The sequence below is a fragment of the Neisseria sp. P0008.S004 genome (assembly GCF_051962755.1).
Classification (GTDB): domain Bacteria; phylum Pseudomonadota; class Gammaproteobacteria; order Burkholderiales; family Neisseriaceae; genus Neisseria; species Neisseria subflava_A.
Window position 1 is genome coordinate 44725 of the sequence record NZ_JBQCUZ010000001.1, and the last position, 25946, is coordinate 70670.

Consider the following 25946-nt stretch of genomic DNA (forward strand, 5'->3'; position numbering starts at 1 on the left):
TGAGAGAGGGAAAGGCCGTCTGAAACAATACAATTAAAGACAGCTGGAAGAAAAAGAATATTAGTTCTATTATAGCGTTTTCCAAAGACAAACCGCAGTGAAAATTTCGATATTTCATCAACAAGCGGATTCATATTGTCAACAATTTGAAACAAAGGAATAAAACATGAGCAGCAACGCATGGCTGTTTTGGGCATTGGCATCGGCAGGCTTCGCCTCATTGACCGCCATTTTCGCCAAAATGGGTTTACAGGGCATAGATTCAGATTTCGCTACCTTTATCCGTACCTTAGTTATCCTCGCCGCTTTGGTACTGTTTTTAACTTACACCGGCAAATGGCAGGGCGTGAACGGCTTTACCGGCCGTAACTGGACATTCCTCATCCTATCCGGCCTCGCTACCGGCGCTTCTTGGCTCGCCTACTTCAAAGCCCTGCAACTGGGCAACGCCTCGCAAGTCGCACCCGTCGACAAATTCAGCCTGGTCTTGGTCGCCCTGATGGCCGTCGTTTTCTTAGACGAACGCCCAAGCACTCAGGAGTGGATAGGCTTAGGTTTGGTAACGGCAGGCGTATTGACTTTGGCTTTGAAACGATAAAAATTGGGACATTAAAAAAGGCCGTCTGAAAAATTTCAGACGGCCTTTGCTTTGCTTCAAACAATCAGCTCACAATTAATTTGAACCGACTTTGATTTTTTGCCACAAGTTAACAGACAGTTTTTTCGCATCTGCGCTCATTTGAGGCATGACGAAACCGTCTTTCATGTCTTGTTCGTTCGGGAAAATAGAACGTGTATTCACCAGCTCGGCAGGCATTTTTTCTCGTGCAGGTTTGCTGGCCGGTGCGAAGGTTACGGCGATACCGTTTTTCGCAGCCACTTCGGGATCCAGCGTGTAGTTGATGTATTTGTGGGCATTAACGATGTTTTTCGCATCGGCCGGAATCAGCCAAGATTCAATCCAGAAGCCCATGCCTTTCGGCGTCAACACTTCAATGCCGACGTTGTTTTTCACTTCTTCGGAACGCGCTTTGGCCAAGTTCAAGTCGCCGCCGTTACCTGCCGCCAAGCAGATGTCGCCGCGCGCCAATTCGTCAATGATGGAAGGGCTGAAACGTTTCACGTCAGGACGGATGGTTTTCAAAACTTCCGCCGCTGCTTTCAAATCTTCAGGATTCGAGCCTTTAGGATCTTTACCCAAGTAATTCAACAAGATTGGGAACATTTCGCTCGGTGTATCCCACAAAGCGATGCCGCAAGATTTCAGCTTGTTGGTATATTCGGGTTTGAACAGTAAATCCCAGCCGTTTTCAGGCAATTTTCCGCCCAAAAGCTCCTTGCCCTTCGCGGTAATCGCCAAAGTGTTCACACCGGAGAAATAAGGAACGGCGTATTGATTACCCGGGTCGGCGGTTTCCAACATCTTCAGCAACTCAGGGTCGATGTTTTTGTAGTTCGGAATCAGATCCTTATTGATTTTTTGGTATGCACCTGCCTCAATTTGGCGCGGCAGGAAGGCAATACCGGGTACAACCAAGTCATAGCCGGATTTACCGGTCAGCATTTTGGCTTCCAGCGTTTCATTGTTTTCATACAAATCGTAAGTCAGCTTCAAATTGTTGGCTTTTTTGAAGTCTTCGACTGTACTTTCGTCAACGTAGTTTGACCAGTTGTAGATATTCAAAGTATCGGTAGCGGCTGCCTCGGCATTGGCAGCAGGCGCGCTGCCTGCTTGAGGTTGCTCGGCTTTTTTCTCGCCACCGCCGCACGCGGCCAAAGACAATGCGGCCAATACGGCTAATACAGATTTTTTCATACGGGCAGATTCCTGATGAAAGAGTGGTTAATGTCAATAAATAAGAAACCCTGCACCCCATAAACACCCCGGCGCAGAGTTAGGCTATTGTAATGGAAACGTAAGCAAACGCAAAGCAATATCCATCTGATTTTTATTGAAATAAGGCAAAGCAACACCATCTTTTTACCAAAAGCGTTGCACCGGCTGTCGTTTTTGGGCAAAATACGGCTGATTTGCGCGCGTTTATAGAGAAAAAGCTTGCATACAAGGAAATCTGTCTTTAAAATTGCGCGTTTACAGAATTTATTTTTCAGGAGATATTCAATATGGCAAACAGCGCACAAGCCCGCAAACGTGCCCGCCAGTCGGTTAAACAACGCGCCCACAACGCCAGCCTGCGTACTGCATTCCGTACCGCTGTAAAAAAAGTGTTGAAAGCAGTTGAAGCCGGCGACAAAGCTGCTGCTCAAGCAGTTTACCAAGAATCCGTTAAAGTCATCGACCGCATCGCTGACAAAGGCGTATTCCACAAAAACAAAGCAGCCCGTCATAAAAGCCGTCTGTCTGCTAAAGTAAAAGCTTTGGCTTAATACTGACGCAGATGCCGGAAATCCTGACAACCCAAGCAGGATAATCGAGCTGATACGATGCCCCTGAGGTCTTGCCTTTCAGGGGCATTGCCGTATTCACAGCCCAAACCGACCAAATAAAACCATTTACCCTTCATCAGGCCGTCTGAAAAACAACGGAAACTCTCATGAACAAGATGTTGAAACATTCCCTAAGTATCGGATTCATTACCGCCGCCCCGCTGGCCGCCGCCGATACCGCCCTACACTGCACCACCATTCAAGACAACGCCACCCGTTTGGCGTGTTACGACAACATCTACTCGGCGCAACTCCCCCCTCAATCCCCACTGCCGCAAGCGCAAACCGAAAGCACCAAAACACCGGTTGACCTCGAACAAAGCGTCCGCAAGAGCATTGAGAAAAAAGAAGCGGCCATCGTACTCGACAACCCTACCCATCCGAATATTTCAGACGACGTATTAAGCGAAACTGCCGACAGCTACACGCCTTTAAGCCTGATGTACGATTTGGATAAAAACGACACACGCGGCCTGTTGAGCGTACGCGAACACAACCCTATGTACCTCATGCCTGTTTGGTACAACAGCAGCCCCAACTACCACCCAGAATCCCCCAGTCGCGGTGTAACCACGCAGGAAAAATTCAGCGAGCAGAAACGCCTCGAAACCAAAATGCAGGTTTCCTTCAAAAGCAAGATTGCCGAAGATTTATTCAAAACCCGTGCCGACGTATGGTTTGGCTACACCCAAAAATCCGACTGGCAAATCTTCAACCAAGGCCGCAAATCCGCACCGTTCCGCAACACCGACTACGAGCCTGAAATCTTCATTACCCAACCCGTTAAAGCAGACCTGCCTTTCGGCGGCAAGCTGCGTATGGTCGGCGCAGGTTTTGTTCACCAATCCAACGGTCAAAGCCGCCCGGAATCGCGCTCATGGAACCGCGTTTACGCCATGACCGGCATGGAATGGGGCAAGCTGACCGTTATTCCTAGAGTTTGGATGCGCGCCTTTGACCAAAAAGGAGATGACGACGACAATCCGGACATCAACAAATACATGGGCTACGGCGACTTGAAAGTCCAATACCGCTTCAATGACAAACAAAATGTTTATTCCGTCCTGCGTTACAACCCCAAAAGCGGACGCGGTGCCGTTGAAGCTGCTTATACCTTCCCAATTAAAGGCAAACTCAAAGGCGTTGTCCGCGGTTTCCACGGCTACGGCGAAAGCCTGATTGATTACAACCACAAACAAAACGGCATCGGCTTCGGCCTGATGTTCAACGACTGGGACGGAATCTAATTCCCCCCATATTGTTCAGACGGCCTGTGCAATCAAGGTGGCCGTCTGAAACAATAAAACAAAACAAGCCATTCGTTTAAAATACTCGTTTCCTAGCGCCCAAACGCGTATAATGCAAAGTTTGGGCAAAACTTGCCGGAATGAAACAAAGATGACAGAAGCAGCAGCCGAAAGCGGAAAAATCGCCAAGGCTTTAAAGAAATACCTGATTACAGGCGTACTGGTTTGGTTGCCGATTGCCGTAACCATCTGGGCGATGACCTACATCATATCCGCCGCCGACAGACTGATCAGCCTATTGCCGGAAAGCTGGCAGCCCCAGCATTTCTGGGGATTCAACATACCCGGTTTGGGCATTGTTGCCGCCACCATCGTCTTGTTCGTTACTGGCGTATTTGCCGCCAACGTTTTAGGCAGACGGATTCTCGGCGCATGGGACAGCCTTTTGGGTCGGATTCCCGTCGTCAAATCCATCTACTCCAGCGTTAAAAAAGTTTCCGAATCCCTGCTCTCCGACAGCAGCCGCTCGTTCAAAACCCCCGTACTGGTTCCCTTTCCACAACCGGGCATTTGGACGATAGCCTTTGTTTCCGGTCATATCCCCGACAAACTCAAAGGCAGCCTGCCGCAAGATGAGGACTATATTTCCGTTTACGTCCCAACCACACCCAACCCGACCGGCGGCTATTACATCATGGTTAAAAAAAACGACGTTCGCGAGCTGGACATGAGCGTGGATCAGGCATTGAAATATGTAATTTCACTGGGCATGGTCATGCCGGACGACTTACCGGTTAAAGCCCTATCTGCCCAAAAACCGTCAGAAGACGGTGATACCGAACATAACAATTAAGGTCTTCTTTTTTTTCAGACGGCCTTTCCTTCTTTTTTAAATTGAACAATATAAAAAGGTGATTTTATGCGTACCAACTATTGCGGCCTTATCAGCGAGCAATACTTAGACCAAACCGTTACCGTCAAAGGCTGGGTACACCGCCGACGCGACCACGGCGGTGTGATTTTTATCGACCTGCGCGACCGCGAAGGCATCGTTCAAGTCGTTATCGACCCTGACACTCCGGAAGCATTTGCCGCTGCCGACTCCTCCCGCAACGAATACGTTTTGAGCATTACCGGCCGCGTACGCAACCGCCCTGAAGGCACAACCAACGACAAAATGATTTCCGGCAAAATCGAAATCCTTGCTAAAGAAATCGAAGTTTTGAACGCTGCCGCTACGCCTCCGTTCCAAATCGATGATGAAAACATCAGCGAAAACGTTCGCCTGACCAACCGTGTTATCGACTTGCGCCGTCCTACCATGCAACGTAACCTGCGCCTGCGTTACCAAGTCGCTATGGGCGTTCGCCGCTACTTGGACGCGCAAGGCTTCATCGACATTGAAACCCCAATGCTGACCCGCTCCACTCCCGAAGGCGCGCGCGACTACCTCGTACCAAGCCGCGTTCATCCGGGCGAATTCTTCGCTCTGCCGCAATCTCCACAATTGTTTAAACAATTGCTGATGGTTGCAGGTTTCGACCGTTACTACCAAATTACCAAATGTTTCCGTGATGAAGACTTGCGTGCCGACCGTCAACCTGAATTCACTCAAATCGACTTGGAAACCTCGTTCCTGAACGAGGATGAAATCATGGACATCACTGAAGGCATGGCCAAACAAGTCTTCAAAGATGCTTTGAATGTAGATTTGGGCAACTTCCCACGCATGCCTTACTCTGAGGCCATGTTCTACTACGGCTCTGACAAACCAGATATGCGCATCAACTTGAAATTTACCGAGTTGACCGACTTGATGAAAACTGAGGAATTCAAAGTTTTCCGTGGCGCAGCCGATATGAAAGGCGGCCGCGTGGTCGCTCTGCGCGTACCGAACGGCGCGAAATTTAGCCGCAAAGAAATCGACGAATACACTAAATTTGTCGGCATCTACGGCGCGAAAGGTCTGGCATACATCAAAGTAAATGATGTGAGCAACCTCTCCAACGGCGAAGACAGCGGCCTGCAATCTCCAATCGTGAAATTCCTGTCCGAAAACGCTCTGAAAGAAATCATCGAGCGTACCGGCGCGCAAAACGGCGACATCATCTTCTTCGGCGCAGACAAAACCAAAGTCGTAAACGAAGCCATCGGCGCATTGCGTATTAAAGTCGGTTTGGAACACGGCAAAGACAACGGCTACTTCGTAGACGAATGGAAGCCTTTGTGGGTGGTCGATTTCCCAATGTTCGAATACGACGAAGAAGCTGACCGCTACGTTGCCGTACACCATCCGTTTACCGCACCAAAAGAAGGTCATGAAGACCTGATGGTTTCCGACCCTGCAAACTGCCTGGCTCGCGCCTACGATATGGTATTGAACGGCTGGGAAATCGGCGGCGGCTCTATCCGTATCCACCGTGCAGACGTACAAGAAAAAGTGTTTGCCGCGCTGAAAATCAGCCCTGAAGAGCAACAAGAGAAATTCGGTTTCCTCTTGGACAACCTGAAATTCGGTGCGCCTCCTCACGGCGGTCTTGCATTCGGCCTCGACCGTCTGGTTACCCTGATGACCGGTGCAGAATCTATCCGCGACGTGATTGCCTTCCCGAAAACACAACGTGCACAATGTCTGCTGACCAATGCACCTAATGTGGTCGACGACAAGCAACTTCGCGAGTTGAGCCTGCGTCTGCGTCAGAAAGCAGTTGAAACAAAAGAAGCATAATTTACCGGCTTAACCTTTAAAATATCAAGGCCGTCTGAAATTTTTGAAATTTCTTTCAAATCTTTCAGACGGCCTTTCTACATTTTGGTCGTTTATATATAATCAACCCGAAAACTGTTTTATTTTAAACGTTTTCTTTAATGACGTTAGAGTACAAAAAACAACCGTTTGTAAGAAAAACAAACAAATAGACTTCGCAAGCAATATCATAGCTGTTATAACAATAAAGGAACCTGACAATGTTTCTGATACTAATTGGGCTGATACTGATTTTTTTTGTTACTTTGTTTATTATTACTTCTATTATTCATAAAAAACAGTTCGCCTACGACACACACCAAGATTATAACTATCCCTCCCTTCCCTCTACCGCGCATGCCACCCTCAAGGGTGGCAGCCTGACTTTGCCCGCCACTATCAGCGGGCAAGATACCGTTATTGCCAAAATCCGCATCAAATCGACTTGGGCAGGATTGCTGATACTGCCTTTTGTTGAAACCATTTCATCTAAAGGCAGATGGAAGCAATATTTCGAATACGGCGCAAAAGGCGTGCGCTATATCAATCTGAGCGACACCTTCTCCGACAGCGACAAAACCATCCGCCTGGAAGGCAAATACCTGTCCTTGCCAGATCAAGAAATCGAACTCTCTGTTTATCCGCGTGAAAACCTCGACGGCAAAAAAATCCTTGTCCTCGCGCCTCATGCTGACGATGCTGAACTCAGCGCATACGGCTTGTACGAAAAACACGCCGCCAATTCAATGATCTGCACTTTAACCGCCAGCGAAGGCGGCAGCTTTCACTATGGCAATCTTTACAGCACATGCGACTTCGACACCCAGGCACAATATCTGCAAAAAGGCCGGATGCGCGTTTGGAACAGCCTAGCCGTTCCCCTTTTGGCCGGCGTGCCGTCTGAAAACATCCTGCAGCTGGGCTACTTCGACAGCACATTGACCGCCATGCGCCAAAATCCGGAAAAAGAGATTAAATCGACCAAAATCGATACGACCGATGTCGATATTTTCCGCAGTGCCAATACCTCCCCATTGGCGAAACATCTCAAACCCGGCTCGACTTGGAACAGCTTGGTAGACAACCTTGGCTATCTGATAGAAACATTTCAGCCGGATATTATCGTGACGCCGTCCCCCAATATTGATGTGCATCCTGACCATCAACATACTGCGCTGGCCGCCATCGAAGCCCTGCGTAAAATCGATTACCGCCGCGGCAATCTGTTTTTGCACACCATACATTATCTGAGCGACGACTTCCCTATCGGCAAAGTAGGTTCTTCCCTCAGCCTGCCGCCGCCCTCCGAGCAACCGTTTTACTTCCGAAGCATCTATTCCCATCCTTTAGATAAAGAAGAGCAAAACCGCAAACTCCTCGCCCTTGATGCCATGAACGACATCCGCCCCAATTCAGACGGCTATATGCGTTGGAGCACCATGATATTCAAAGGCTTAAATAAACTGCGACACCACGTCCTCCATCTCGACAAAGATTTGGTCAACCGCTTTGTTCGTAGCAACGAATTCTTCTATACCGTCCCCATCAGCGACTTATACCAAGAAGATACACTGAAACAAATCACTTATCAGGGCAAAGCCCAATAAACCACAAAGGCCGTCTGAAAAGATGTTTCAGACGGCCTTTATCACATCAAAACAATAAAATCACCGCATTACAAACGAAAAACACCAAGCCCAAATCCAAACGCGGCAACCCAAGTTATAATAAAACCCTTCCCATACGTCCCATATCATCATGCCGATTTACTTCATCGCCGATTTGCACCTGAGCGAATCCTATCCTCAACTGACCGCACTCTTCCAGAAATTTATGCAAGAAAAAGCCGTTCATGCCCAAGCCGTATACATTCTTGGCGACCTTTTCGATTTTTGGATCGGCGATGACGAAAACAGCCCTTTGGTTCAAACCATCAAACAAACCATCCGCGACCTGACCAAGCGCGGCATCGCCTGCTATTTTATCCATGGCAACCGCGACTTCCTCATCGGTAAAACCTTCGCCCGCGATACCGGCATGACCTTACTGCCCGAGTATGCCGTTATCGACCTGTTCGGCACACCCACCCTGCTCTGTCACGGAGACACTCTCTGCACCGACGACCATTCTTATCAAAAATTCCGCCGTACCGTCCATCAAAAATGGCTGCAACGCCTGTTCCTGCTCCTGCCTCTCACACTCCGACTGAACATCACCACCAAAATCCGCAAGCAGAGCAAAGAGGACAAACAGCACAAAACCGCCGACATCATGGACGTCAATCCAACCTTTACCCACAAAACCGTCCAACGCTTCCACACGCCCCTGCTCATCCACGGCCATACCCACCGCGAAAATATCCACCGCAACGCCGATTACACCCGCATCGTGCTCGGCGACTGGCGCAACAATTACGCCTCCATTCTCGAAGTTGATGCCGAAGGCTACCGTTTTATCGCCTTATAAAACATCAGGCCGTCTGAAAACCGGTTTCCCGATTGTTCAGACGGCCTGACTGACAAACATCCTCAAACAGTTTACGCAAACCAACCGCGTATCCGCTCCAAACCACCAAAGCGCACACACGCATCCGCATTCGCTTCAGTTTTCAGTTTCGCCCGATAAGCAATGCCGAATCCCGCCTCCCTTATCATCGGAATATCGTTCGCACCATCACCCATCGCCACCACCTGCCACGGAGCCAAACCCAGACGCTCACGGTATTCACGCAACAAATCCGTCTTAGCCTGTGCATCGATAATCCGCCCTTTCAGACGGCCTGTCAGCTTGCCGTTTTCCACTTCCAACACATTCGCAAAATGGAAATCCAAGCCCAAACGCCGTTGTAGGCGTTCCGTAAAGAACGTAAATCCGCCCGACACCAGCATAAACTTCACATCATTCCGTTTACACTCTTCCAACAAAAATTCTGCGCCCGGCGACAGCTGCAACACATTCTTGTACACCTCTTCCAACACGCGCTCATCCAAACCGGCCAGCAAAGCCACACGCTTGCGCAAAGACTGCTCAAAGTCCAGCTCGCCGCGCATCGACTGCTCCGTAATCGCTGCCACCTCATCCTTCAGCCCAACACCGGCCGCAATCTCATCCACACACTCAATCGTAATCAGCGTCGAATCCATATCGCTGACAATCAGTCCCAAATCAGCAAAAGCCACATCCGGCAACACCGCGCCATCTATCTGCTGTGCAATCAACGCCGCACGCATCTCGTCCGTCAATTTAAAATCATCATCAACCGGCACACGCAACATCGACTTCCCTGATGACGCAGACACCAAACCGCCAAACGCCGACCAGTCGCACGCGCCCAAATCCCCATGCTGCAACACCAAAACTTTCTTCATCTCATTCTCCTCATACCCCAAAACCTTTGCAAACATATTGGGTACACATTCAGCCTAAAACCCCGAAACCGTATTTTTGCAAAGGCCTTAAAAAAACCAAAACAGCATTATAGCCGAACAACCCCAAAAATTTTCAGACGGCCTCTCGCTTGATTCCCTTAACTAGTTTAATTTCAAAAACACCTTCAAAAACCATAAAAACAACATAAATCCGCTAAAAACCCTCAAAATCTTGTTATTAAATTACAAAACAACAAAATTACCGTAAAATATAATTATTATTATTTTATTTTAATTATAGAAAGACGTTCATGAACGCCCCAACCCTTAAAACATTAGCACTCATTATTGCCACCCTGCCTTATGCAGCCTTAGCAGAAAACACTGCAACACCCCGACCCAAACAAACTTCCGAGCTACAAACCGTCAATGTAACCGGCAAAAACCGTTCCACCCGCACCGAAAACCGCGACTCCTACACAACTTCAGCCATGCGTACCACCACCGGGCTTGCCTTGTCTCCGAAAGAAACGCCGCAGTCGGTAAGCGTGATTACCAAGACACAAATCAATGAGCAGGGGATTACCAACTTGGTTGATGCCCTGAAAACCACCACCGGCGTAAACGTCATCCGTGATGCCGGCATTCCGCGCTTCCAATCGCGCGGGTTCTATATCGACCAAATCGAAGAGGACGGAATCTCATCTACCGTCCCCGGCGCCATCAACAATCCGATGTATGACGCGCAAAGCATGAACGACATCGCCGTTTACGACCATATCGAAGTCGTGCGCGGTGCGACCGGGCTGACGCAGGCAAACGGCGAGCCGGGCGGTACGGTGAACGCCGTACGCAAACGCCCCACTGGCGAACGCATTATTCAGGGCGAAGTCCAAATCGACCGCTTCGGTAAAGTCCGCACCACGGGAGACTTTTCAGGTCGTCTGAACGATGAAAGCACTTTGCGCGGCCGCGCCGTCGTCGCATTGGAACGCGACAAAAATTTCAAAGACCGCGTCAAAGGCGGCAATGCCACGCTTTACGGCGTGATGGACGCATCCGTCGGCGACAACACCAAAATCACTTGGGGCGGCCTCTATCAACGCAAACACACCAAGCCCGACGATTGGGGCGTGGCATTGAACCTGCCGCGCGATACTTATCTGGGCTACAACTGGAACAAAGGCGTTTACGACAAAGCGAACGCATTCGCCGAAGTGGAACATTATTTCAATGACAACTGGCGTTATACCGGCAAGCTGGATTACAACTACAACGAAAATACCAAGAAAAACAGCGGCATTTACAATACGTCCACGTCCTACGCAGGCTACACGCCCGGCAGCGCATTAGCCTCTGGCTGGTTAAGCCGTTACGACAATGATGAGAAACAACTGACCTTCAAAAATAATTTGAACGGCAAATTTGAAATTATAGGCGTGCCGCAGGAAATCTTTACCGAATACACTTACACGCACACCAAAAACAACGGCAGCCGCCGTCAATACAACCCGGGCGTTTCCTTCGACCCGATGACCTTTACCGGCAACGAAATCGCCGAACCCGCCGACTGGCACGCCACACCTTATCAGATGTATTGGGAAACCCATTCCAAACGCACCACCCACGCGCTGCTTTTAGGCTTCCGTTTCAATATGTTGAAAGAAAAACTGCATATCATGGCAGGTACGCGTTGGAACCACATCAAATCGAAATATATAACCGACTATTTCTACACGGGCGGCAAGATAGACAGCGATCCCGATTCGGTTACCGACCGCAAAACCGTCCGTTTCAATCCTTATTTCGCCGTTACCTACGATTTGACGTCGAACCAAAGCCTGTATGCCAGCTACACATCCATCTTCAAACCGAACAGCAATCAGCGCAAAGACAAATCCTATCTTGAACCCGTTACCGGCGCGAACTACGAAATCGGCTGGAAGGGAGAATGGTTTGACCGCAAGCTGAATACCTCGCTTGCCCTGTTTGACATCGAACAGAAAAACCGCGCGGTGCAGGTTTGGGATACGGCAGACCAAAAATGGTATTGGGAACCCGTCGGCAAAGTCCGCAGCCGCGGCATCGAAGCCGAAATATCCGGCAACCTGAGCGAAGATTGGAAACTGTTTGCAGGTTATACGTTCAACCGGTCCAAATATCTTGAAGCGGAAAGCAAAGGCACCGTCCCCGCAGGCACTAATTTCAGCCTGCACACGCCAAAACACATGCTGCGCCTCCACACCAGCTACAACCTGCCGTTTGACGGCAAAAAATGGACCATCGGCGGCGGCGTAACCGCACAAAGCAAAACCGCCAGCCTCTACGGCGTGAAGCGCGGCGGTCATGCGGTATTCAATGCCAACATTGATTATCAGGCATCGAAAAACCTGAAACTTGCACTGATTTCGACCAACCTGTTCAACCGTTACTACTACGAGAACAACAAAGTCAGCAGCAAAGGCGCGAACAACTACTATGGCCAACAGCGCAACGTCATGTTCAAAGTCGATTACAAGTTCTAATCTCACTTGATTCAAAGGCCGTCTGAAACCGATTCTTTCCGTTTTCAGACGGCCTTTTCCAATCAAACCTTTTTTTAAATCTTGATATAAAGCAAACAGTCTAAAAAATTTTCTCAACCGAAAAAAATTCCTGTTGATTTTTCTCACCGTTTCGATATAGTTCTTTATGGCTAGTTTGGTATTACCCATTATATCTAGCTTTCATTGCATTACCACCTCCATTCGTTGCCAACGGCTCCCTTTCCGATGGCAACCTTTTTTTGACCCGATGGTTTGGCAAAATCGAAATTGAATCAAATAAAATGATTCGGAGATTTAGATTTAATTTTTAAAACAAAACGGATTATAAAAAATAACCGCTCAATTTAAACAGATATTGCCGCCAATATTTAAAAACAAACAGATCTTTCTTTATCAAGGACCTCATCAAATGCATCATTCTGAGAAACTATTCAAACTGAGCACACTTGCTCTCTGCCTTGCCGCATTGCCCCAAGCCGCACAAGCTGCCGAAGAGGTACACCAGGCTGAAGTGGAACAAGTTACCGTAGTGGGTAAAAACAAAAGCCTGCGCACTGAAAGTCAAAACAGCTACACAGTATCCGCCCTGCGCTCAACCACAGGGCTGGTTCTCTCTCCGCGGGAAATTCCCCAATCCGTCAGTGTCATTACTAAAAAACAAATTGAAGACCAAGGCATCACCGACTTAGAAGGTGCGTTGCAAAACGCTACGGGCATCAATGTTTTCAAAAGCGGCGGACGCACGCATTTCATGTCGCGCGGCTATTTTATCGAACAGTTTGAAGAAGACGGTATTGCCACTCAACTCGGCTCTCCCGGTGGATTCGGCTTAGGCGGCCCGGCCGGCGACCCGACCAGTGCAACAGATATGGCAATGTACGACCACATTGAAGTGGTGCGCGGTGCGGCAGGTTTGACACAGGCAAACAACGAACCCGGCGGCACGGTAAACGCCGTCCGTAAAAAGCCGACTGCAAAACGCCAGCTTTCCGCCGATTTGATGGCAAACTCATGGGGCAAAGTAAACAGCGTCTTTGATGCATCCGGTACCTTAAGCCAAGAACACGGCCTGCGCGGACGCTTTGTCGGCTCGGTTGGCAGTAACAAAACTTTCAAAGATCAATCCGGCGGCCGCGACATCCTGCTTTACGGCGTGATGGACAAAGACATCGGCGACAACAGCAAACTTACTTGGGGCGTAAGCTATCTCAACCAAACCGAAACACCCGATCCTGACGGCCTGCCTATGCGTGCAGACGGCAAAGAGTGGAAACGCAGCCGCTATCTTGGTGCGGATTGGAACGAAGCCCGCCTGAAAAAATACAATCTCTTTGCCGAGTTTGAACATTATTTCAACGACAACTGGAAACTGAGCAGCAAGTTGGACTGGCGCAAGAACACCAGTTCAAAAGAATATTACACGCTGGGCGGCACAGGTAACGGCATCAGCACAGACGGCCTGGGAACCACATACAGCTTCGACCGTTACGATGCAGGCAACCGCCAGTTTACTTTTCAAAACAACCTGACCGGCCGCATCTTCGCCTTCGGACAAAGCCACGACCTCTTCTTCATGCACAGCTATTCCAAAGAGAAGATGAACACGGGCAACCGCTGGTTCGACGACAGCAGCACCTATAACGCAGATGCGTTCAACGGCAGCGAAAAAGCCAAACCCGATTGGGATGCCGATACCGCCAAGTCACGCGGCGGCAACGGCAGCTACCGCACCCACGCCTTCGGTTTGGGCGCGCGCATCAATCCTACCGACAAACTGCACGTCATTGTCGGCGGACGCTATACCAACTGGCACCGCAACCTCTATTGGGACAGAAACCTCAAAGACAGCTCGGAAGGCACCTATTATGCGCTCAAACGCAACCGCTTCATCCCCTATGCCGGCATCACTTACGATATCACGCCCAAGCAAAGCGTTTACGCCGCCTACACATCCATCTTCAAACAAACGATGAACCGCGACTACAACGACAACCTTCTGCCGCCGATTATGGGCCGCAACTACGAAATCGGCTGGAAAGGCGAATGGAACGAAGGTCGTCTGAATACTTCCGTCGCCCTCTACCGCACCGACAAAGACAACAACAACCAACGCGTCAATGCCCGTCCGCACCCTTATTGGGAACCGCTGGATCAAAGCAGCCGCGGCTTGGACGCCGAAATCTCCGGCAGCCTGACCGACCGTTGGCAGGTTTACGCAGGCTACACCTTCAACCGCAGCACCAACCGCAACAGCGTCGGCGACAATGTTGAATCGCGCCGAAAAGGCTACAACTTCAGCAGCCATACGCCGAAACATATGTTCCGTCTCTACACCAGCTATATCCTACCGATGGATGACGGCAAATGGACGGTCGGGCTGGGGGTAAAGAGCAGCAGCAAAACCGCCAATTCCTACGGCTCCATCAAGCAAGGCGGCTACACGGTTTGGAACACCAACGTCCAATACCGCCCGAGCAAAAACCTGCAACTGGGGCTGGCGGTCAACAACCTGACCGACAAACGCTACTACGAAAACCAATACAGCCGTGCCGCCAACAGCGGCAGCTTCTACGGCGAACCGCGCAACGCCGTGTTCAGCCTGAAGTGGAAGATGTAGTCGCCGTATGAAATAAGGCCGTCTGAAAGTATAGTGGCTTAACTTTAAACCAGTACGGCGTTGCCTCGCCTTGCCGTACTATCTGTACTGTCTGCGGCTTCGTCGCCTTGTCCTGATTTAAATTTAATCCACTATACAATCCCGATTTCAGACGGCCTTTCATTATCGATACAAACACCCCCATGAACATCCTCAAAAAATTCTTCCGACTCGCCCGTCCTTTCTGGACGGGGGCGCACGGGCGCATCCAATGGCTGATGCTCGCCGTCCTCATCGGCTTCACCCTTTGTTCCATCACCATCAGCGTTTGGATCGCCGCGTGGGACAAACGTTTCTACGACGCGCTGGCTGCGTTTGACGGCGCGTCCATGCCCGCGCTCATCGTCGAATACCTCGGCTACATGGCGATGATTATCGGCTGCATCGTCTGCGGCGACTGGCTGCAAAAACGCCTCATCTTCCGCTGGCGCACCCACCTGACCGAACAATTCCAGCAAAACTGGCTCGAAGGCCACAAACACTACCGCCTGCGCCTGACCGGCGAACCCGACAACCCCGACCAGCGCATCGCCGAAGACATCTACCTCATCGCCGACAAAAGCATCGGGCTGTTCCGCTCCTTCATCAATAATATTGCCAAATTCAGCGCGTTCGTCGCCGTATTGTGGACGCTCTCCGGCGTGCAGACCTTCAACATCGGCGGGCGCGACATCACCATACACGGCTACCTCGTCTGGGTTGCCCTGATTTATTCCGTCATCAGCACCCTGATTGCCCACCTCGTCGGCCGCAAACTCAAAAACCTCAACATCGACCGCCAGCACCGCGAAGCCGACTACCGCGCCGCCCTCCTGCGTGTGCGCGACCACGCCGAACAAATCGCCTTTTACAACGGCGGCGAAGCCGAAACAGGCCGTCTGAAACAACGTTACCTCCGCATCCGCGACAACTGGCGGCGGCTTACCAACTGCGAATTCCGCCAAGAAACCTTCTGGGCGACCTACGTGCGCATCAGCATCTTCATCCCCATTCTCGCCACCCTGCCCATGTACCTCGCCAAAACCATGACCTTCGGCGACATGATGCAGACGCGCACATCGTTTGCCCGCGTTCAAGACAGTTTTGGCTGGTTTACCGATGCATACCGCCGCCTGATTGAATGGGCGGCAGTCATCGAACGGCTTTCCGGTTTTCAGACGGCCTTGGAACAAGCAGAACAAAAAAGCCCCTCCCTTCAGTCACACCAAACAGATTTGCCGCATCATCGCGGCAAGGCAGTCCTGCAAAACCTTACCATCCACACCCAAACCGGCAGTCCCCTGCTTACTGATATTCACCTCCAAGCCCGTTCTCCGGAATGGGTATTGCTTGAAGGGCGAAGCGGCATCGGCAAATCCACGCTGCTTCGCGTGCTTGCCGGTTTATGGCCGTATTATCACGGCAGTTTTTCCCTTGAAGGCAGCCGCCTGTTTTTCCCGCAACGCCCTTACCTGCCTGCGGACACATTGCGTCAAACTGTCAGCTATCCCTATGCGGCCTGCCAAGACGACCATTTGATTCAAACCGTTTTGGAACAAGTCGGCTTAAGCAGCCCCACGGGTAGGCTGCACACGTTGATGAACGATTTGGACACTTCATACGAATGGCACAGCATCCTCTCCGGCGGCGAACAGCAACGCCTCAGCCTTGCACGCGCACTGCTGCACAAACCGCAAATCCTGTTCCTAGATGAAGCCACCAACCAGCTTGATGACGAATCCGCCCTGATGTTGATGCAGACCCTCAAGCAACATTTGCCCGATACTTTGGTCATCGGCATCAGCCACCAACCCAAGATTAAAGCCCTGTTTGATAGCTCACTGAATTTGAATGAAAAAATTATTTAAATGTTAAAATGTGCAAAACTCTTGCTTTCAATCCTAACAAGGGATATAGTACCAAGTAACTAGTTCTTATTGATGAGAGCTACTCCTTGGATACTTGCCTCCGGTTCTCCAACCCGGGGGCATTTTTTTGCGTTTTTATTTTGTGTCTGTATGAATAGGATAAAGACGAAACACCCACCACAAATCAACAGACAAATCGAACCGCAAACTGCGTTTTCCAAACGCTCAGGCCGTCTGAAATCCTCTCTCCAATATCGTTAATCCCATATTTCAGACGGCCTGTTTAACCGTCCCTTGCAAAGCTTGGCACAAGCACCGCTGACCGACGGCAATTAATTACTATATAATCAAATGCATTGTTACCCTACAAAGGAGCCACACCATGACCACAAAAATTAAAATTGGTATCGTCGGTGCAACCGGTTATACAGGCGTTGAATTGTTGCGCCTGCTCAGCAGCCACCCCAACGCAGAAGTCACTGCCGTCACCAGCCGAAGCGAAGCCGGTATTGCGGTTGCCGACTACTTTCCCAGCCTGCGCAGCATTTACGACCTTGCATTCCAAACGCCCGAAGATGCAGGGCTTGACCGTTGCAACCTCGTGTTCTTCGCCACGCCCAACGGCGTGGCCATGAAAGAAGCACCGGCCCTTGTCGAAAAAGGCGTACGCGTGATTGACCTGTCTGCCGACTTCCGCATCCGCGACATCCTAACATGGGAAAAATGGTACAAAATGACCCATGCCGCGCCGCAACTTGTTTCCCAAGCAGTGTACGGCTTGTGCGAACTTTACAAAGACGACATCTCCAAAGCCATGTTGGTGGCCAATCCGGGCTGCTACCCTACCTGCGTTTCCCTGCCCTTATTGCCACTGCTTCAGGCTGGCCGTCTGAAAACCAACGCGCCTCTGATTGCCGACTGTAAATCCGGTGTTTCCGGTGCAGGCCGCAAAGCCAGCACCCATGCCCTGTTGTGCGAAGCAGGCGATAACTTCAAAGCCTACGGCGTCAGTGGCCACCGCCATTTGCCTGAGATCCGACAAACCCTGTCCGGACTTCAAGATCATGTTTCAGACGGCCTGATTTTCGTGCCACACCTTGTTCCGATGATACGAGGCATGCATGCCACCCTGTATCTGCACCTGCAAGAACATACCGATCCTGAAGCCTTACTGCGCGAATACTACCGCGACAGTCCTTTTGTCGATATCCTGCCTTCAGGTTCGACACCTGAAACCCGCAGCGTGCGCGGCGCCAACCTTTGCCGTATCAGCGTTCAAAGAGCGCCCGATCAAGACGATGTGTGGATTGTTCTTTCCGTCATCGACAACTTGGTTAAAGGCGCAGCCGGTCAAGCCATGCAGAATATGAACATTATGTTCGGTCTGCCCGAAACCACCGGCCTGACTAATGCACCATTGATGCCTTAATATCATCTTATTGAAAACACAAGGCCGTCTGAAACTTTGATTGTTCAGACGGCCTTTATCAATTCATTCACAAACATCACTCATACACCACGCCGGCAAGCATTTCTTCTTCATTCAAGTTGCCGTACTGTTGCTCCCAATCGTGGGTAGCCTCCACCATATCACATTCTTTAGCAAAAGCCAGCAGCCTGCCATCCATCTGATCCAGACTCAAGCTGCCCAAGCGTTCGCATTCCGAAGCCGTCAGATTACCGTCCGCCTCATGCGCCTCCGAAGATCCGAAAGGCAGAGCAAAAAAACCCAGTACCAACGCCAGCAGCACCCAAAAAGTATTTTTACGCGAACGAGTCATTTCACACCTCTCATCATAATCATATAGCAGGTTTAAATCAGAAAAACTAAACCAAATAAAATTAAACTAAGAAAAATCGAACAGAAAATTAGAAATATCGATTTATCTAAGACAAATCGAATAATACTAAGAAAAAATAGAATATGCAATACTTTTTCTTAGATGAAGTAATTTTTTTCTTACAATTTTATAAAAACTAAGGTAAAATACACTCAAATCGTCCAAACCATATAAAAAACATACCTCCATAAAGGCATAAACATGGATACCTTTAAAGACCGCCTGGCTTTCTTATGGAAAGATGAAGCCCGCCAAGCCAAAATCGCCGCCGACATCGATATGACCATCGCCGGATTCAGCCGTATCTGGAACGAAGGCGGCCTGCCGAAATCAGAAACACTAAAAAAAATCAAACAACTTAAAGGCTGCAGCATAGACTGGCTGTTGACAGGCGAAGGTTCTCCCTTCCCCGATTCCGAAGCCCCAAAAGCCACGGCAACCGACACACTGGGCAATCCTGTCGATATAGACGAATTTGTCTTCGTACCGCGTTACGACATCCAGGCCGCAGCCGGACACGGTCAGCTCGTCGGCGACGAACAGCCCATGTTCGCCATGGCGTTCCGACGTTATTGGATTGAAAATTATGTGACGCGCGACATCAAAAACCTTTCCGTTATCTCAGTCAAAGGCGACTCGATGGAAGGCGTGCTGAATGATGGCGACACCATCCTCATCAATCACGGCCAAACCACACCGCGCGACGGCCTCTATGTTTTGCGCCTCAACGAAAACCTTTTGGTCAAACGCCTGCAACTGATACCCGGTGGCATCGTCAACGTCATTTCCGCCAACGAAGCCTACCCTACTTTTGAAATCGACTTGAAAAACCCGACCGACGACGTTGCCATCATCGGCCGTGTCGAATGGTTTGGCAGAAGCATCTAAATCTGACATACTGGTGCTTGAAATTTCTGCCATGCCCTCCATGTAAGCTGGCAGACCCTGTCTGCACAAGCTTGCCTTGACTAACGGTTTGCGCGACAATAGTAAAAATATTCATATAAAAGGAATCACATCATGTCAGACGAAAGCCCTATTATCTTTACTGACAGCTGCTGCACCAAAGTTGCCGACCTGATCGCCGAAGAGAACAATCCCGATTTGAAATTGCGCGTATTCGTCAACGGCGGCGGTTGCTCCGGCTTCCAATATGGTTTTACCTTTGATGAAATCAAAAACGACGACGATTTTGAAATCCAGAAAAACGGCCTGACGTTCTTGGTTGACCCGATGAGCTACCAATATTTGGTTGGTGCGGAAATCGACTACACCGAAAGCCTGCAAGGTTCTCAATTCGTCATCCGCAATCCGAATGCAGAGACAACTTGCGGTTGCGGTTCGTCCTTCTCCGTATAAACAATCCGTTTTTGCCACAAAAACAGGCCGTCTGCATCTTCAGACGGCCTGTTTTTGTGAATTTATTTTAAACAATTTTAGATTTACTTTATAATAATAATATCGGGCGTGAATATTTACTCTACAATAGACATAACATTGGACATGTATGTTTCCATATAAATAAAAAATTATTGTCCAGCCGATTAACGACACAAAGGCAAACCGTACCTGGTCTGCCTGAGACTGCAGCCTCTGTTTTGGCTCGTATCATAAGCCAAAACAGCTCAAACACAATAACAAAACCTTAGGCTAAACCCATTTGGTTGACGCAGTCGAAATACTCATGGGATATTAATGAACAAACAAGAAAAATTTTTCGACGTATACGTTTCCTATCCTCCGAACACGGATAGGGAGCTCATCCACGCCTGCCTGTATGAGAACCTGCCCGAAAACGAAGTCGAGAGCCTGATTCAAGCCTTGGCTGAGCGTCCGCAAGCGATTGTGGCCGAAAAATGTACCCAAGATGAGCGCGAAAATGCGCAGCATTACTTCAGCTATTTGGGTTTGGACGTGATCGTCCGTCAGTCTATGGAATTGGAAGCAGTTGAAGAAGAAACTGTATCGGCAGCCAATACTCCCGACCCTATCCAATGCCCCGTCTGCATGACGATTATTGACGAACTAGATGCACAGGAATGTAAAACCTGCCACTTTGATTTGACAGAAAAAAATGAGCTGGCCATCCAGCGCAAACGCATTGAATGGCAGGAAAAAATCTCTTTCGAGCATAAAAAACAAACCGAAATTGCCCACAAGCTCAAATACGAACGCGAGCAGGAAGAGAAAAAGCTGCGCAAGAAAATCCGTGCCGAGTTGGAATCCCAATTACGCGAAGAGTTAGGCCAAAATCCTGAGCTGGCCGCACTTGCAGCGAGGAAGAAAACACAGTTTCTGCTTACAATGGCTATCGTATTCGCCGTTTTGAGCCTGCTTGCACTCGGCTATATCGCTGCAAAATTCTTCTAAACTGATTTCAAAACTTAAGGCCGTCTGAAAACAGATTTTCAGACGGCCTTTTATTTCCTTATGGATTGAATCATTTCAATCAAGCCTCTTGCACATCCACATCCACCGACCATCTGATTTTGCCGTCGCGGTTTTGCTGCAACACCTGCACCCACAAACTTACGGCGCGGTGCAAATCCTGTCGGGATGTTGATTCAAGGAAGATTTGCGCGCGTTCGCGTTCAGCGAGGCGCACCATCAGCATCGGAGCGGCACCAAACTGGGAGACGCTTTCGGGCAAAAGCGGAGCGAGGGTTTCTTTAGCGGCGTTGAGAAATTCCATCGCATCGGCAACGCGCGGCGCATCGGCACGGACGGCCGTCTGAAAACCGAAAGGCGGCATGGCGAACATTTTTCGCTCGTTCAATTCGTTTTCGGCAAACACGGCGTAGTCCTGCGCTTTGACGGCGGCGAAGACGGGATGTTCGGGCAGTTGGGTCTGTATCAACACCTTGCCAGGTTTGTCAGCGCGCCCCGCCCTGCCGGACACTTGCATCAGCTCGGCAAACAGCCTTTCCGGCGCGCGAAAGTCCACGCTGTACAGGCTGCCGTCGGCGTTCAACACGATAACGAGGTTGAGTCGCGCGAAATCATGGCCTTTGGCGAGCATCTGCGTGCCGACCAGAATGTCGATTTCGTTGTCGGCGATACGGCGGTACAAATCCGCCCAGTCGTTTTTGTGCGCCGTGCTGTCCCTGTCGACGCGGACGACGGTTGCTTTAGGGAGAAAGGCGCGCAGGGTTTCTTCGACGCGCTGCGTGCCGTGGCCGACGGCGGTCAAGTCTTGGTTGCCGCAGTCGGGGCATTTAAACGGGATGGGTTCGCGGTGGTCGCAGTGGTGGCAGCGTAGTTGACGGGCGCGTTGGTGCAGCACCATTTTGGCGGAGCAGTTCGGGCAGCCGAAGGTATGGCCGCAGTCGCCGCAAAACAGCGCGGGTGCAAAGCCGCGCCGGTTGAGGTACACCAGCGACATGCCGCCTGCTTCAAAGTTCTGTTTCAAAAGCTGCAAGGCTTGCTGAGAGAAGCCGTTGTCGAGTTTCAGACGGCCTACATTAAGTATTTCCACTTGCGGCAGTTGCGCTGAAGCATGGGCGCGCTCGGTCAGTTGCAACAGGCGGTAGGCGCCGCTTTGTGCTTTGTGCCAGCTCTCCAAGCTGGGCGTGGCGCTACCCAACACGACGGGACAGCCGCTCTGCTTCGCCCGCCACACCGCCAAATCGCGGGCGTGGTAGCGCAATTCGTTGTCTTGTTTGAACGAGCCGTCGTGTTCCTCATCGACCACAATCAGCCCGACATCAGGCAAAGGTGTGAACACCGCCAACCGTGTGCCAATCACCAGCTTCGCCTGCCCCAACATAGCGCGCAAATAATCCTGCGTGCGCTTGCCCGCAGCCATCTGGCTGTGCAACACGGCGGTCGGCACATCGGCAAAACGGTTTTCCACCCGCTTCAAAAGCTGCGGCGTGAGGTTGATTTCCGGCAACAAAAACAACACTTGCCGCCCCTGCGCCAACACTTTCGCCATCGCATCGAAATACACTTCGGTCTTGCCGCTGCCGGTGATGCCGTACAGCAAAAACGGTTGAAATTTACCAAAGGCCGTCTGAATTTCATCGGAAGCCTTCTGCTGGTCGGCATTTAATACAAATTCAGAGTGCGAAGCCTGGCCATTACACGACCTTAAAACGGGCTTCGCCGCTTCCGTCGTTTTAATCCAACCCTGTTCCGCCCAATCTTCGATTAATTTCGCCGCCTGCGCGTTCACCTGCTTCAACGCCGCCATCGTCATTTCGCCCGACAGCAACGCGTCCCACAAAGCCGCTTTTTTGTTGAACCGAGCCGGCGGCGGCGTTTGCGCCCTGCCCGCTTCGTTCAAAGCATAAAACAACGGCGGCTGCGGCATTTCCACCGCGCGCGTTTCCTTCAAACCCTGCGGCAGTGCGGCAAACACCGCCTGCCCCATCGGATAGTGGTAATAACGCGACGTAAATGCCAACAAATCACGCCAGCTTTGAGGCAACGGCTTTTCTTCTACAAAGGCCGTCTGAACGCTCAAAATCCGCGCCGTATCCATATTAGGCGCGATATCCGTTTCCCACACAATCCCGACAACGGTTTTATTGCGAAAAGGCACAAGCACCCGCGTTCCCGGAGGAAGCGGCTCGGAATGCGAATAAGTCAAAAGGCCGTCTGAAAGCGGCACGTTTACGGCAATACGGTGGTAGAACATACAAACAAATCAAATTATTTTTTCGTATTTTAACAGCCGAAAGCTATTTTCAGACGATAATTTGAGCCTTAGTACAATGCAGACATGACGGAGGTTTGATACAATGCCTTATTTCAACACACGCAAGTCTCTCGCATGAAAACCAAGTTAATCAAAATCTTAACGCCGTTTGCCGTCCTTCCTTTGTTGGCATGCGGTCAACCTGCCGTATCCAACGCCAACGCAGCGCCTGCACCGGCTGCCAAAGCGGAAGCGCCTGCCGACAAATCCGTTGCCGCTTCTTTGAAAGCGCGTCTGGAAAAAGTCTATGCCGCCCAAGATTTGAAAGTTTTGAGCGTCAGTGAAACACCGATTAAAGGCATTTATGAAGTTGTCGTTAGCGGCAAACAAATCATCTATACCGATGCCAAAGGCGACTATATGCTTGTTGGCGACCTCATCAACGTCAACACGCGCCAAAGCATGACTGAAGAACGCGCCGCCGATTTAAACAAAATCGACTTCGCTTCCCTGCCTTTGGACAAAGCCATCAAAGAAGTACGCGGCAACGGTAAACTAAAAGTCGCTGTTTTCTCCGATCCGGACTGCCCGTACTGCAAACGCTTGGAGCATGAGTTTGAAAAAATGACCGACATCACGATTTATACCTTCATGATGCCGATTCCAAGCCTGCACCCTGATGCCGCGCGCAAAGCCGAGCTGTTGTGGTGCCAACCTAATCCGACCCAGGCATGGATCGACTGGATGCGTAAAGGCAAACTCCCAAGCGGCAAAGCAAACTGCGAAAACCCTGTTGCAAAAACCACTTCATTGGGCGAACAATTCGGCTTCAACGGTACACCAACCGTGGTCTTCCCTAACGGCCGCAGCCAAAGCGGTTACAGCCCTATGCCTCACCTCAAAGAAATCATCGAGAAAAACCAGTAATACTTTTCAGGTTTTAATCTCCATAAAGGACGCTTTACGCGTCCTTTTTTCATTTCGTCCGCCATCAATTGCTTTCAGACGGCCTCAAACAGACAAATACAAAAAAGGACGTGTCCGCCACGTCCTTTTTCCCTTTACCTTACAGGTAGAATTTTTCAATTACTTTCAGGTTTTCATCCAATTTGTACACCAGCGGCTGACCGGTTGGGATTTCCAAGCCCATGATGTCTTCGTCGGAAATGCCTTCGATGTGTTTGGCCAAAGCGCGCAGGGAGTTGCCATGTGCCGCAACCAATACACGTTTGCCGCTCAAGATGGCCGGAGCGATTTGGTCTTCCCAGAAAGGCAGGACGCGCTCAAGGGTAACTTTGAGGTTTTCGCCATCAGGTACAACATCGCTAGGCAGGTTGGCATAGCGGCGGTCGTTGTGGGCGGAGTTAGGGTCTTTAGGATCGAGCAGCGGAGGCAGGGTGTCGTAGCTGCGGCGCCAGATGTGGACTTGCTCGTCGCCGTATTTTTCTGCAGTTTGCTTTTTATCCAAACCTTGCAGCTGGCCGTAGTGGCGCTCGTTCAAACGCCATGATTTGATTTGTGGAACAAACAGTTGATCAGATTCTTCCAAAACGATGTTACAGGTTTTGATGGCACGAGTCAGAACGGAGGTAAAGGCGATGTCGAACTCGTATCCCTTCTCTTTCAGCTTTTTACCTGCTGCTGCGGCTTCTGCCAAACCTTGCTCGCTCAGCTTGACGTCGCGCCAGCCGGTGAAAAGGTTTTTCGCGTTCCATTCGCTTTGTCCGTGACGGATGAATACTAATTCCATGATAGTTTGCTCCAATGAAGTTTGGGAAAGGGTATTTATATCACACTTTGCCACCGCACTGATAACACCGGCGGTTTCTTTTGATATGTTGCAAGTTTGCTTCTAGTCTTCAGACGGCCTTGTCGGAAGGTAAACGTCAAACCGCGTGCTTTTGCCTGTGTATTGATAAGCAGGTTTGCGCCCGTCAAGAAATTCGCCCAAGCGCGGGCGTTTGACGACAATACGCTTTTTGGCGGTATTCAATGCCACATCCAATAACTCGGCTTCATCTTGTGCCGAGCCGACCAAGTCGTGAAAGTAAGCCATTTCTTTTTTCACAGCGGCGGTTTTGCGACGCTCCGGGTACATCGGGTCAAGGTACACCACATCGGGTCTGCCGTTTTTCGTTGCCAATTCCTGCATTAAATCAACGGCATTGCCGAAGTGCAAAGTAATACGCTGGGCAATCTCCCGTGTCTCTTCACTTTGCACTGCCCTGTTGAGGCCGTCTGAAAGTAGATAGGCAACGGCAGGATTTTGTTCAAAAGTTTGCACCTTCAAACCCAACGAGGCAAGCACAAAACTGTCGCGCCCCAGTCCGCCGGTAGCGTCCCAGACAGTCGGTTGCGCAGTGTGGTTGATGGCTTTGGCAATCAATTCGCCTCCGCCTTTAGTACGCCGATAATGGGCGGCACCGCCATCAAAATCAACGCGGACACGGCCTTTTTCACCGGCGCGGCACAAGCTGATGCCGCTTTCGTCAGCGATAAGGAAACTGCCTTCTTCAGGCTGCCGGTCGATAACGGTCAGCCCGAAAGGCGCAGCAAGGCTGCGAAGTTCGGCAGATGTGGTTTCGTCAAAATAAATCTTGTACATAAG

Annotated in this window: 21 protein-coding genes and 1 pseudogene; 15 read left to right on the forward strand and 7 right to left on the reverse strand. The window is 50.3% G+C overall.

All coding sequences use genetic code 11. From position 1 onward, the window contains the following. The first annotated feature begins 166 nt into the window (after nucleotides 1-166). Nucleotides 167-598: an EamA family transporter gene (locus ACTHSW_RS00240; RefSeq protein ID WP_003680126.1), complete on the forward strand. Its 432-nt coding sequence runs from the start codon at nucleotides 167-169 to the stop codon at nucleotides 596-598. Between the two features lie 75 nt (nucleotides 599-673). Here ACTHSW_RS00240 and ACTHSW_RS00245 read toward each other — a convergent pair whose 3' ends face one another. Beyond that, entirely contained in the window at nucleotides 674-1816 is a 1143-nt protein-coding gene (locus tag ACTHSW_RS00245) for an extracellular solute-binding protein (RefSeq protein WP_070459430.1), read from the reverse strand. A gap of 308 nt (nucleotides 1817-2124) precedes the next feature. Between ACTHSW_RS00245 and rpsT the strand changes: the two genes are divergently transcribed. The 6 genes from rpsT to lpxH all read left to right on the forward strand — a co-directional run bounded on the left by rpsT (nucleotide 2125) and on the right by lpxH (nucleotide 8907). Further along, nucleotides 2125-2388 carry a 30S ribosomal protein S20 gene (gene rpsT / locus ACTHSW_RS00250; RefSeq protein ID WP_002212556.1) on the forward strand — a complete coding sequence of 88 codons (264 nt, stop codon included), beginning with the start codon at nucleotides 2125-2127 and terminating at the stop codon, nucleotides 2386-2388. Nucleotides 2389-2555: 167 nt separating this feature from the next. Next, nucleotides 2556-3695 (forward strand): phospholipase A, encoded by a 1140-nt coding sequence (locus ACTHSW_RS00255; protein WP_070459433.1) that lies wholly within the window; start codon nucleotides 2556-2558, stop codon nucleotides 3693-3695. Between the two features lie 151 nt (nucleotides 3696-3846). After that, a complete protein-coding gene (locus tag ACTHSW_RS00260; protein WP_070459792.1) occupies nucleotides 3847-4548 on the forward strand; it encodes a DUF502 domain-containing protein in 702 nt (233 codons plus the stop codon). Nucleotides 4549-4614: 66 nt separating this feature from the next. Then, nucleotides 4615-6423: an aspartate--tRNA ligase gene (aspS, locus tag ACTHSW_RS00265; protein ID WP_070459436.1), complete on the forward strand. Its 1809-nt coding sequence runs from the start codon at nucleotides 4615-4617 to the stop codon at nucleotides 6421-6423. Nucleotides 6424-6662: 239 nt separating this feature from the next. After that, on the forward strand, nucleotides 6663-8048 hold the full coding sequence (locus tag ACTHSW_RS00270) for a PIG-L deacetylase family protein (RefSeq protein WP_440373728.1): 1386 nt from the start codon (nucleotides 6663-6665) through the stop codon (nucleotides 8046-8048). A 148-nt stretch (nucleotides 8049-8196) separates the two neighbouring features. Then, nucleotides 8197-8907: a UDP-2,3-diacylglucosamine diphosphatase gene (lpxH, locus tag ACTHSW_RS00275; protein ID WP_440373748.1), complete on the forward strand. Its 711-nt coding sequence runs from the start codon at nucleotides 8197-8199 to the stop codon at nucleotides 8905-8907. Nucleotides 8908-8978: 71 nt separating this feature from the next. Here lpxH and serB read toward each other — a convergent pair whose 3' ends face one another. Then, on the reverse strand, nucleotides 8979-9809 hold the full coding sequence (serB, locus tag ACTHSW_RS00280; RefSeq protein ID WP_083290021.1) for a phosphoserine phosphatase SerB: 831 nt from the start codon (nucleotides 9807-9809) through the stop codon (nucleotides 8979-8981). Nucleotides 9810-10120: 311 nt separating this feature from the next. Between serB and ACTHSW_RS00285 the strand changes: the two genes are divergently transcribed. Together ACTHSW_RS00285 and ACTHSW_RS00290 are read left to right on the forward strand one after the other, a co-directional pair. Beyond that, nucleotides 10121-12334 (forward strand): TonB-dependent siderophore receptor, encoded by a 2214-nt coding sequence (locus tag ACTHSW_RS00285; protein WP_070459441.1) that lies wholly within the window; start codon nucleotides 10121-10123, stop codon nucleotides 12332-12334. A 430-nt stretch (nucleotides 12335-12764) separates the two neighbouring features. Further along, entirely contained in the window at nucleotides 12765-14972 is a 2208-nt protein-coding gene (locus tag ACTHSW_RS00290) for a TonB-dependent siderophore receptor (protein WP_070459444.1), read from the forward strand. Nucleotides 14973-14976: 4 nt separating this feature from the next. Here the strand turns inward: ACTHSW_RS00290 and ACTHSW_RS00295 are convergent. Continuing rightward, nucleotides 14977-15108: pseudogene (locus ACTHSW_RS00295) on the reverse strand (IS5/IS1182 family transposase); the annotation flags it as partial. Between the two features lie 46 nt (nucleotides 15109-15154). On the opposite strand from ACTHSW_RS00295, the gene ACTHSW_RS00300 reads away from it, so the two are divergent. Beyond that, the gene (locus tag ACTHSW_RS00300) at nucleotides 15155-16858 is read left to right on the forward strand and encodes an ABC transporter ATP-binding protein/permease (RefSeq protein ID WP_107810962.1); all 1704 of its coding nucleotides are present in this window, start codon (nucleotides 15155-15157) and stop codon (nucleotides 16856-16858) included. Between the two features lie 382 nt (nucleotides 16859-17240). Next, nucleotides 17241-18287: an N-acetyl-gamma-glutamyl-phosphate reductase gene (gene argC / locus ACTHSW_RS00305; RefSeq protein ID WP_070459450.1), complete on the forward strand. Its 1047-nt coding sequence runs from the start codon at nucleotides 17241-17243 to the stop codon at nucleotides 18285-18287. Nucleotides 18288-18363: 76 nt separating this feature from the next. Here argC and ACTHSW_RS00310 read toward each other — a convergent pair whose 3' ends face one another. Continuing rightward, nucleotides 18364-18639, reverse strand: coding sequence for a hypothetical protein (locus tag ACTHSW_RS00310; RefSeq protein WP_003680156.1), 276 nt, complete (start codon nucleotides 18637-18639; stop codon nucleotides 18364-18366). Between the two features lie 261 nt (nucleotides 18640-18900). Here ACTHSW_RS00310 and ACTHSW_RS00315 point away from each other — a divergent pair, with 261 nt between their 5' ends. The 3 genes from ACTHSW_RS00315 to ACTHSW_RS00325 all read left to right on the forward strand — a co-directional run bounded on the left by ACTHSW_RS00315 (nucleotide 18901) and on the right by ACTHSW_RS00325 (nucleotide 21069). Beyond that, nucleotides 18901-19587, forward strand: a complete 687-nt coding sequence (locus ACTHSW_RS00315) for a S24 family peptidase (RefSeq protein ID WP_003680158.1) — start codon at nucleotides 18901-18903, stop codon at nucleotides 19585-19587. Nucleotides 19588-19719: 132 nt separating this feature from the next. Continuing rightward, nucleotides 19720-20058, forward strand: a complete 339-nt coding sequence (gene erpA, locus ACTHSW_RS00320; protein ID WP_003680162.1) for an iron-sulfur cluster insertion protein ErpA — start codon at nucleotides 19720-19722, stop codon at nucleotides 20056-20058. A 336-nt stretch (nucleotides 20059-20394) separates the two neighbouring features. Further along, a complete protein-coding gene (locus tag ACTHSW_RS00325; protein WP_070459453.1) occupies nucleotides 20395-21069 on the forward strand; it encodes a hypothetical protein in 675 nt (224 codons plus the stop codon). Nucleotides 21070-21148: 79 nt separating this feature from the next. On the opposite strand, the gene ACTHSW_RS00330 is transcribed toward ACTHSW_RS00325, so the two are convergent. Further along, the gene (locus ACTHSW_RS00330) at nucleotides 21149-23338 is read right to left on the reverse strand and encodes a primosomal protein N' (protein WP_070459456.1); all 2190 of its coding nucleotides are present in this window, start codon (nucleotides 23336-23338) and stop codon (nucleotides 21149-21151) included. A gap of 135 nt (nucleotides 23339-23473) precedes the next feature. Here ACTHSW_RS00330 and ACTHSW_RS00335 point away from each other — a divergent pair, with 135 nt between their 5' ends. After that, the gene (locus ACTHSW_RS00335; RefSeq protein WP_107810961.1) at nucleotides 23474-24265 is read left to right on the forward strand and encodes a DsbC family protein; all 792 of its coding nucleotides are present in this window, start codon (nucleotides 23474-23476) and stop codon (nucleotides 24263-24265) included. A 139-nt stretch (nucleotides 24266-24404) separates the two neighbouring features. On the opposite strand, the gene ACTHSW_RS00340 is transcribed toward ACTHSW_RS00335, so the two are convergent. Then, on the reverse strand, nucleotides 24405-25088 hold the full coding sequence (locus tag ACTHSW_RS00340) for a 2,3-diphosphoglycerate-dependent phosphoglycerate mutase (RefSeq protein ID WP_070459462.1): 684 nt from the start codon (nucleotides 25086-25088) through the stop codon (nucleotides 24405-24407). A gap of 102 nt (nucleotides 25089-25190) precedes the next feature. Next, on the reverse strand, nucleotides 25191-25943 hold the full coding sequence (locus ACTHSW_RS00345) for a class I SAM-dependent methyltransferase (RefSeq protein ID WP_070459465.1): 753 nt from the start codon (nucleotides 25941-25943) through the stop codon (nucleotides 25191-25193). Nucleotides 25944-25946: the final 3 nt, after the last annotated feature.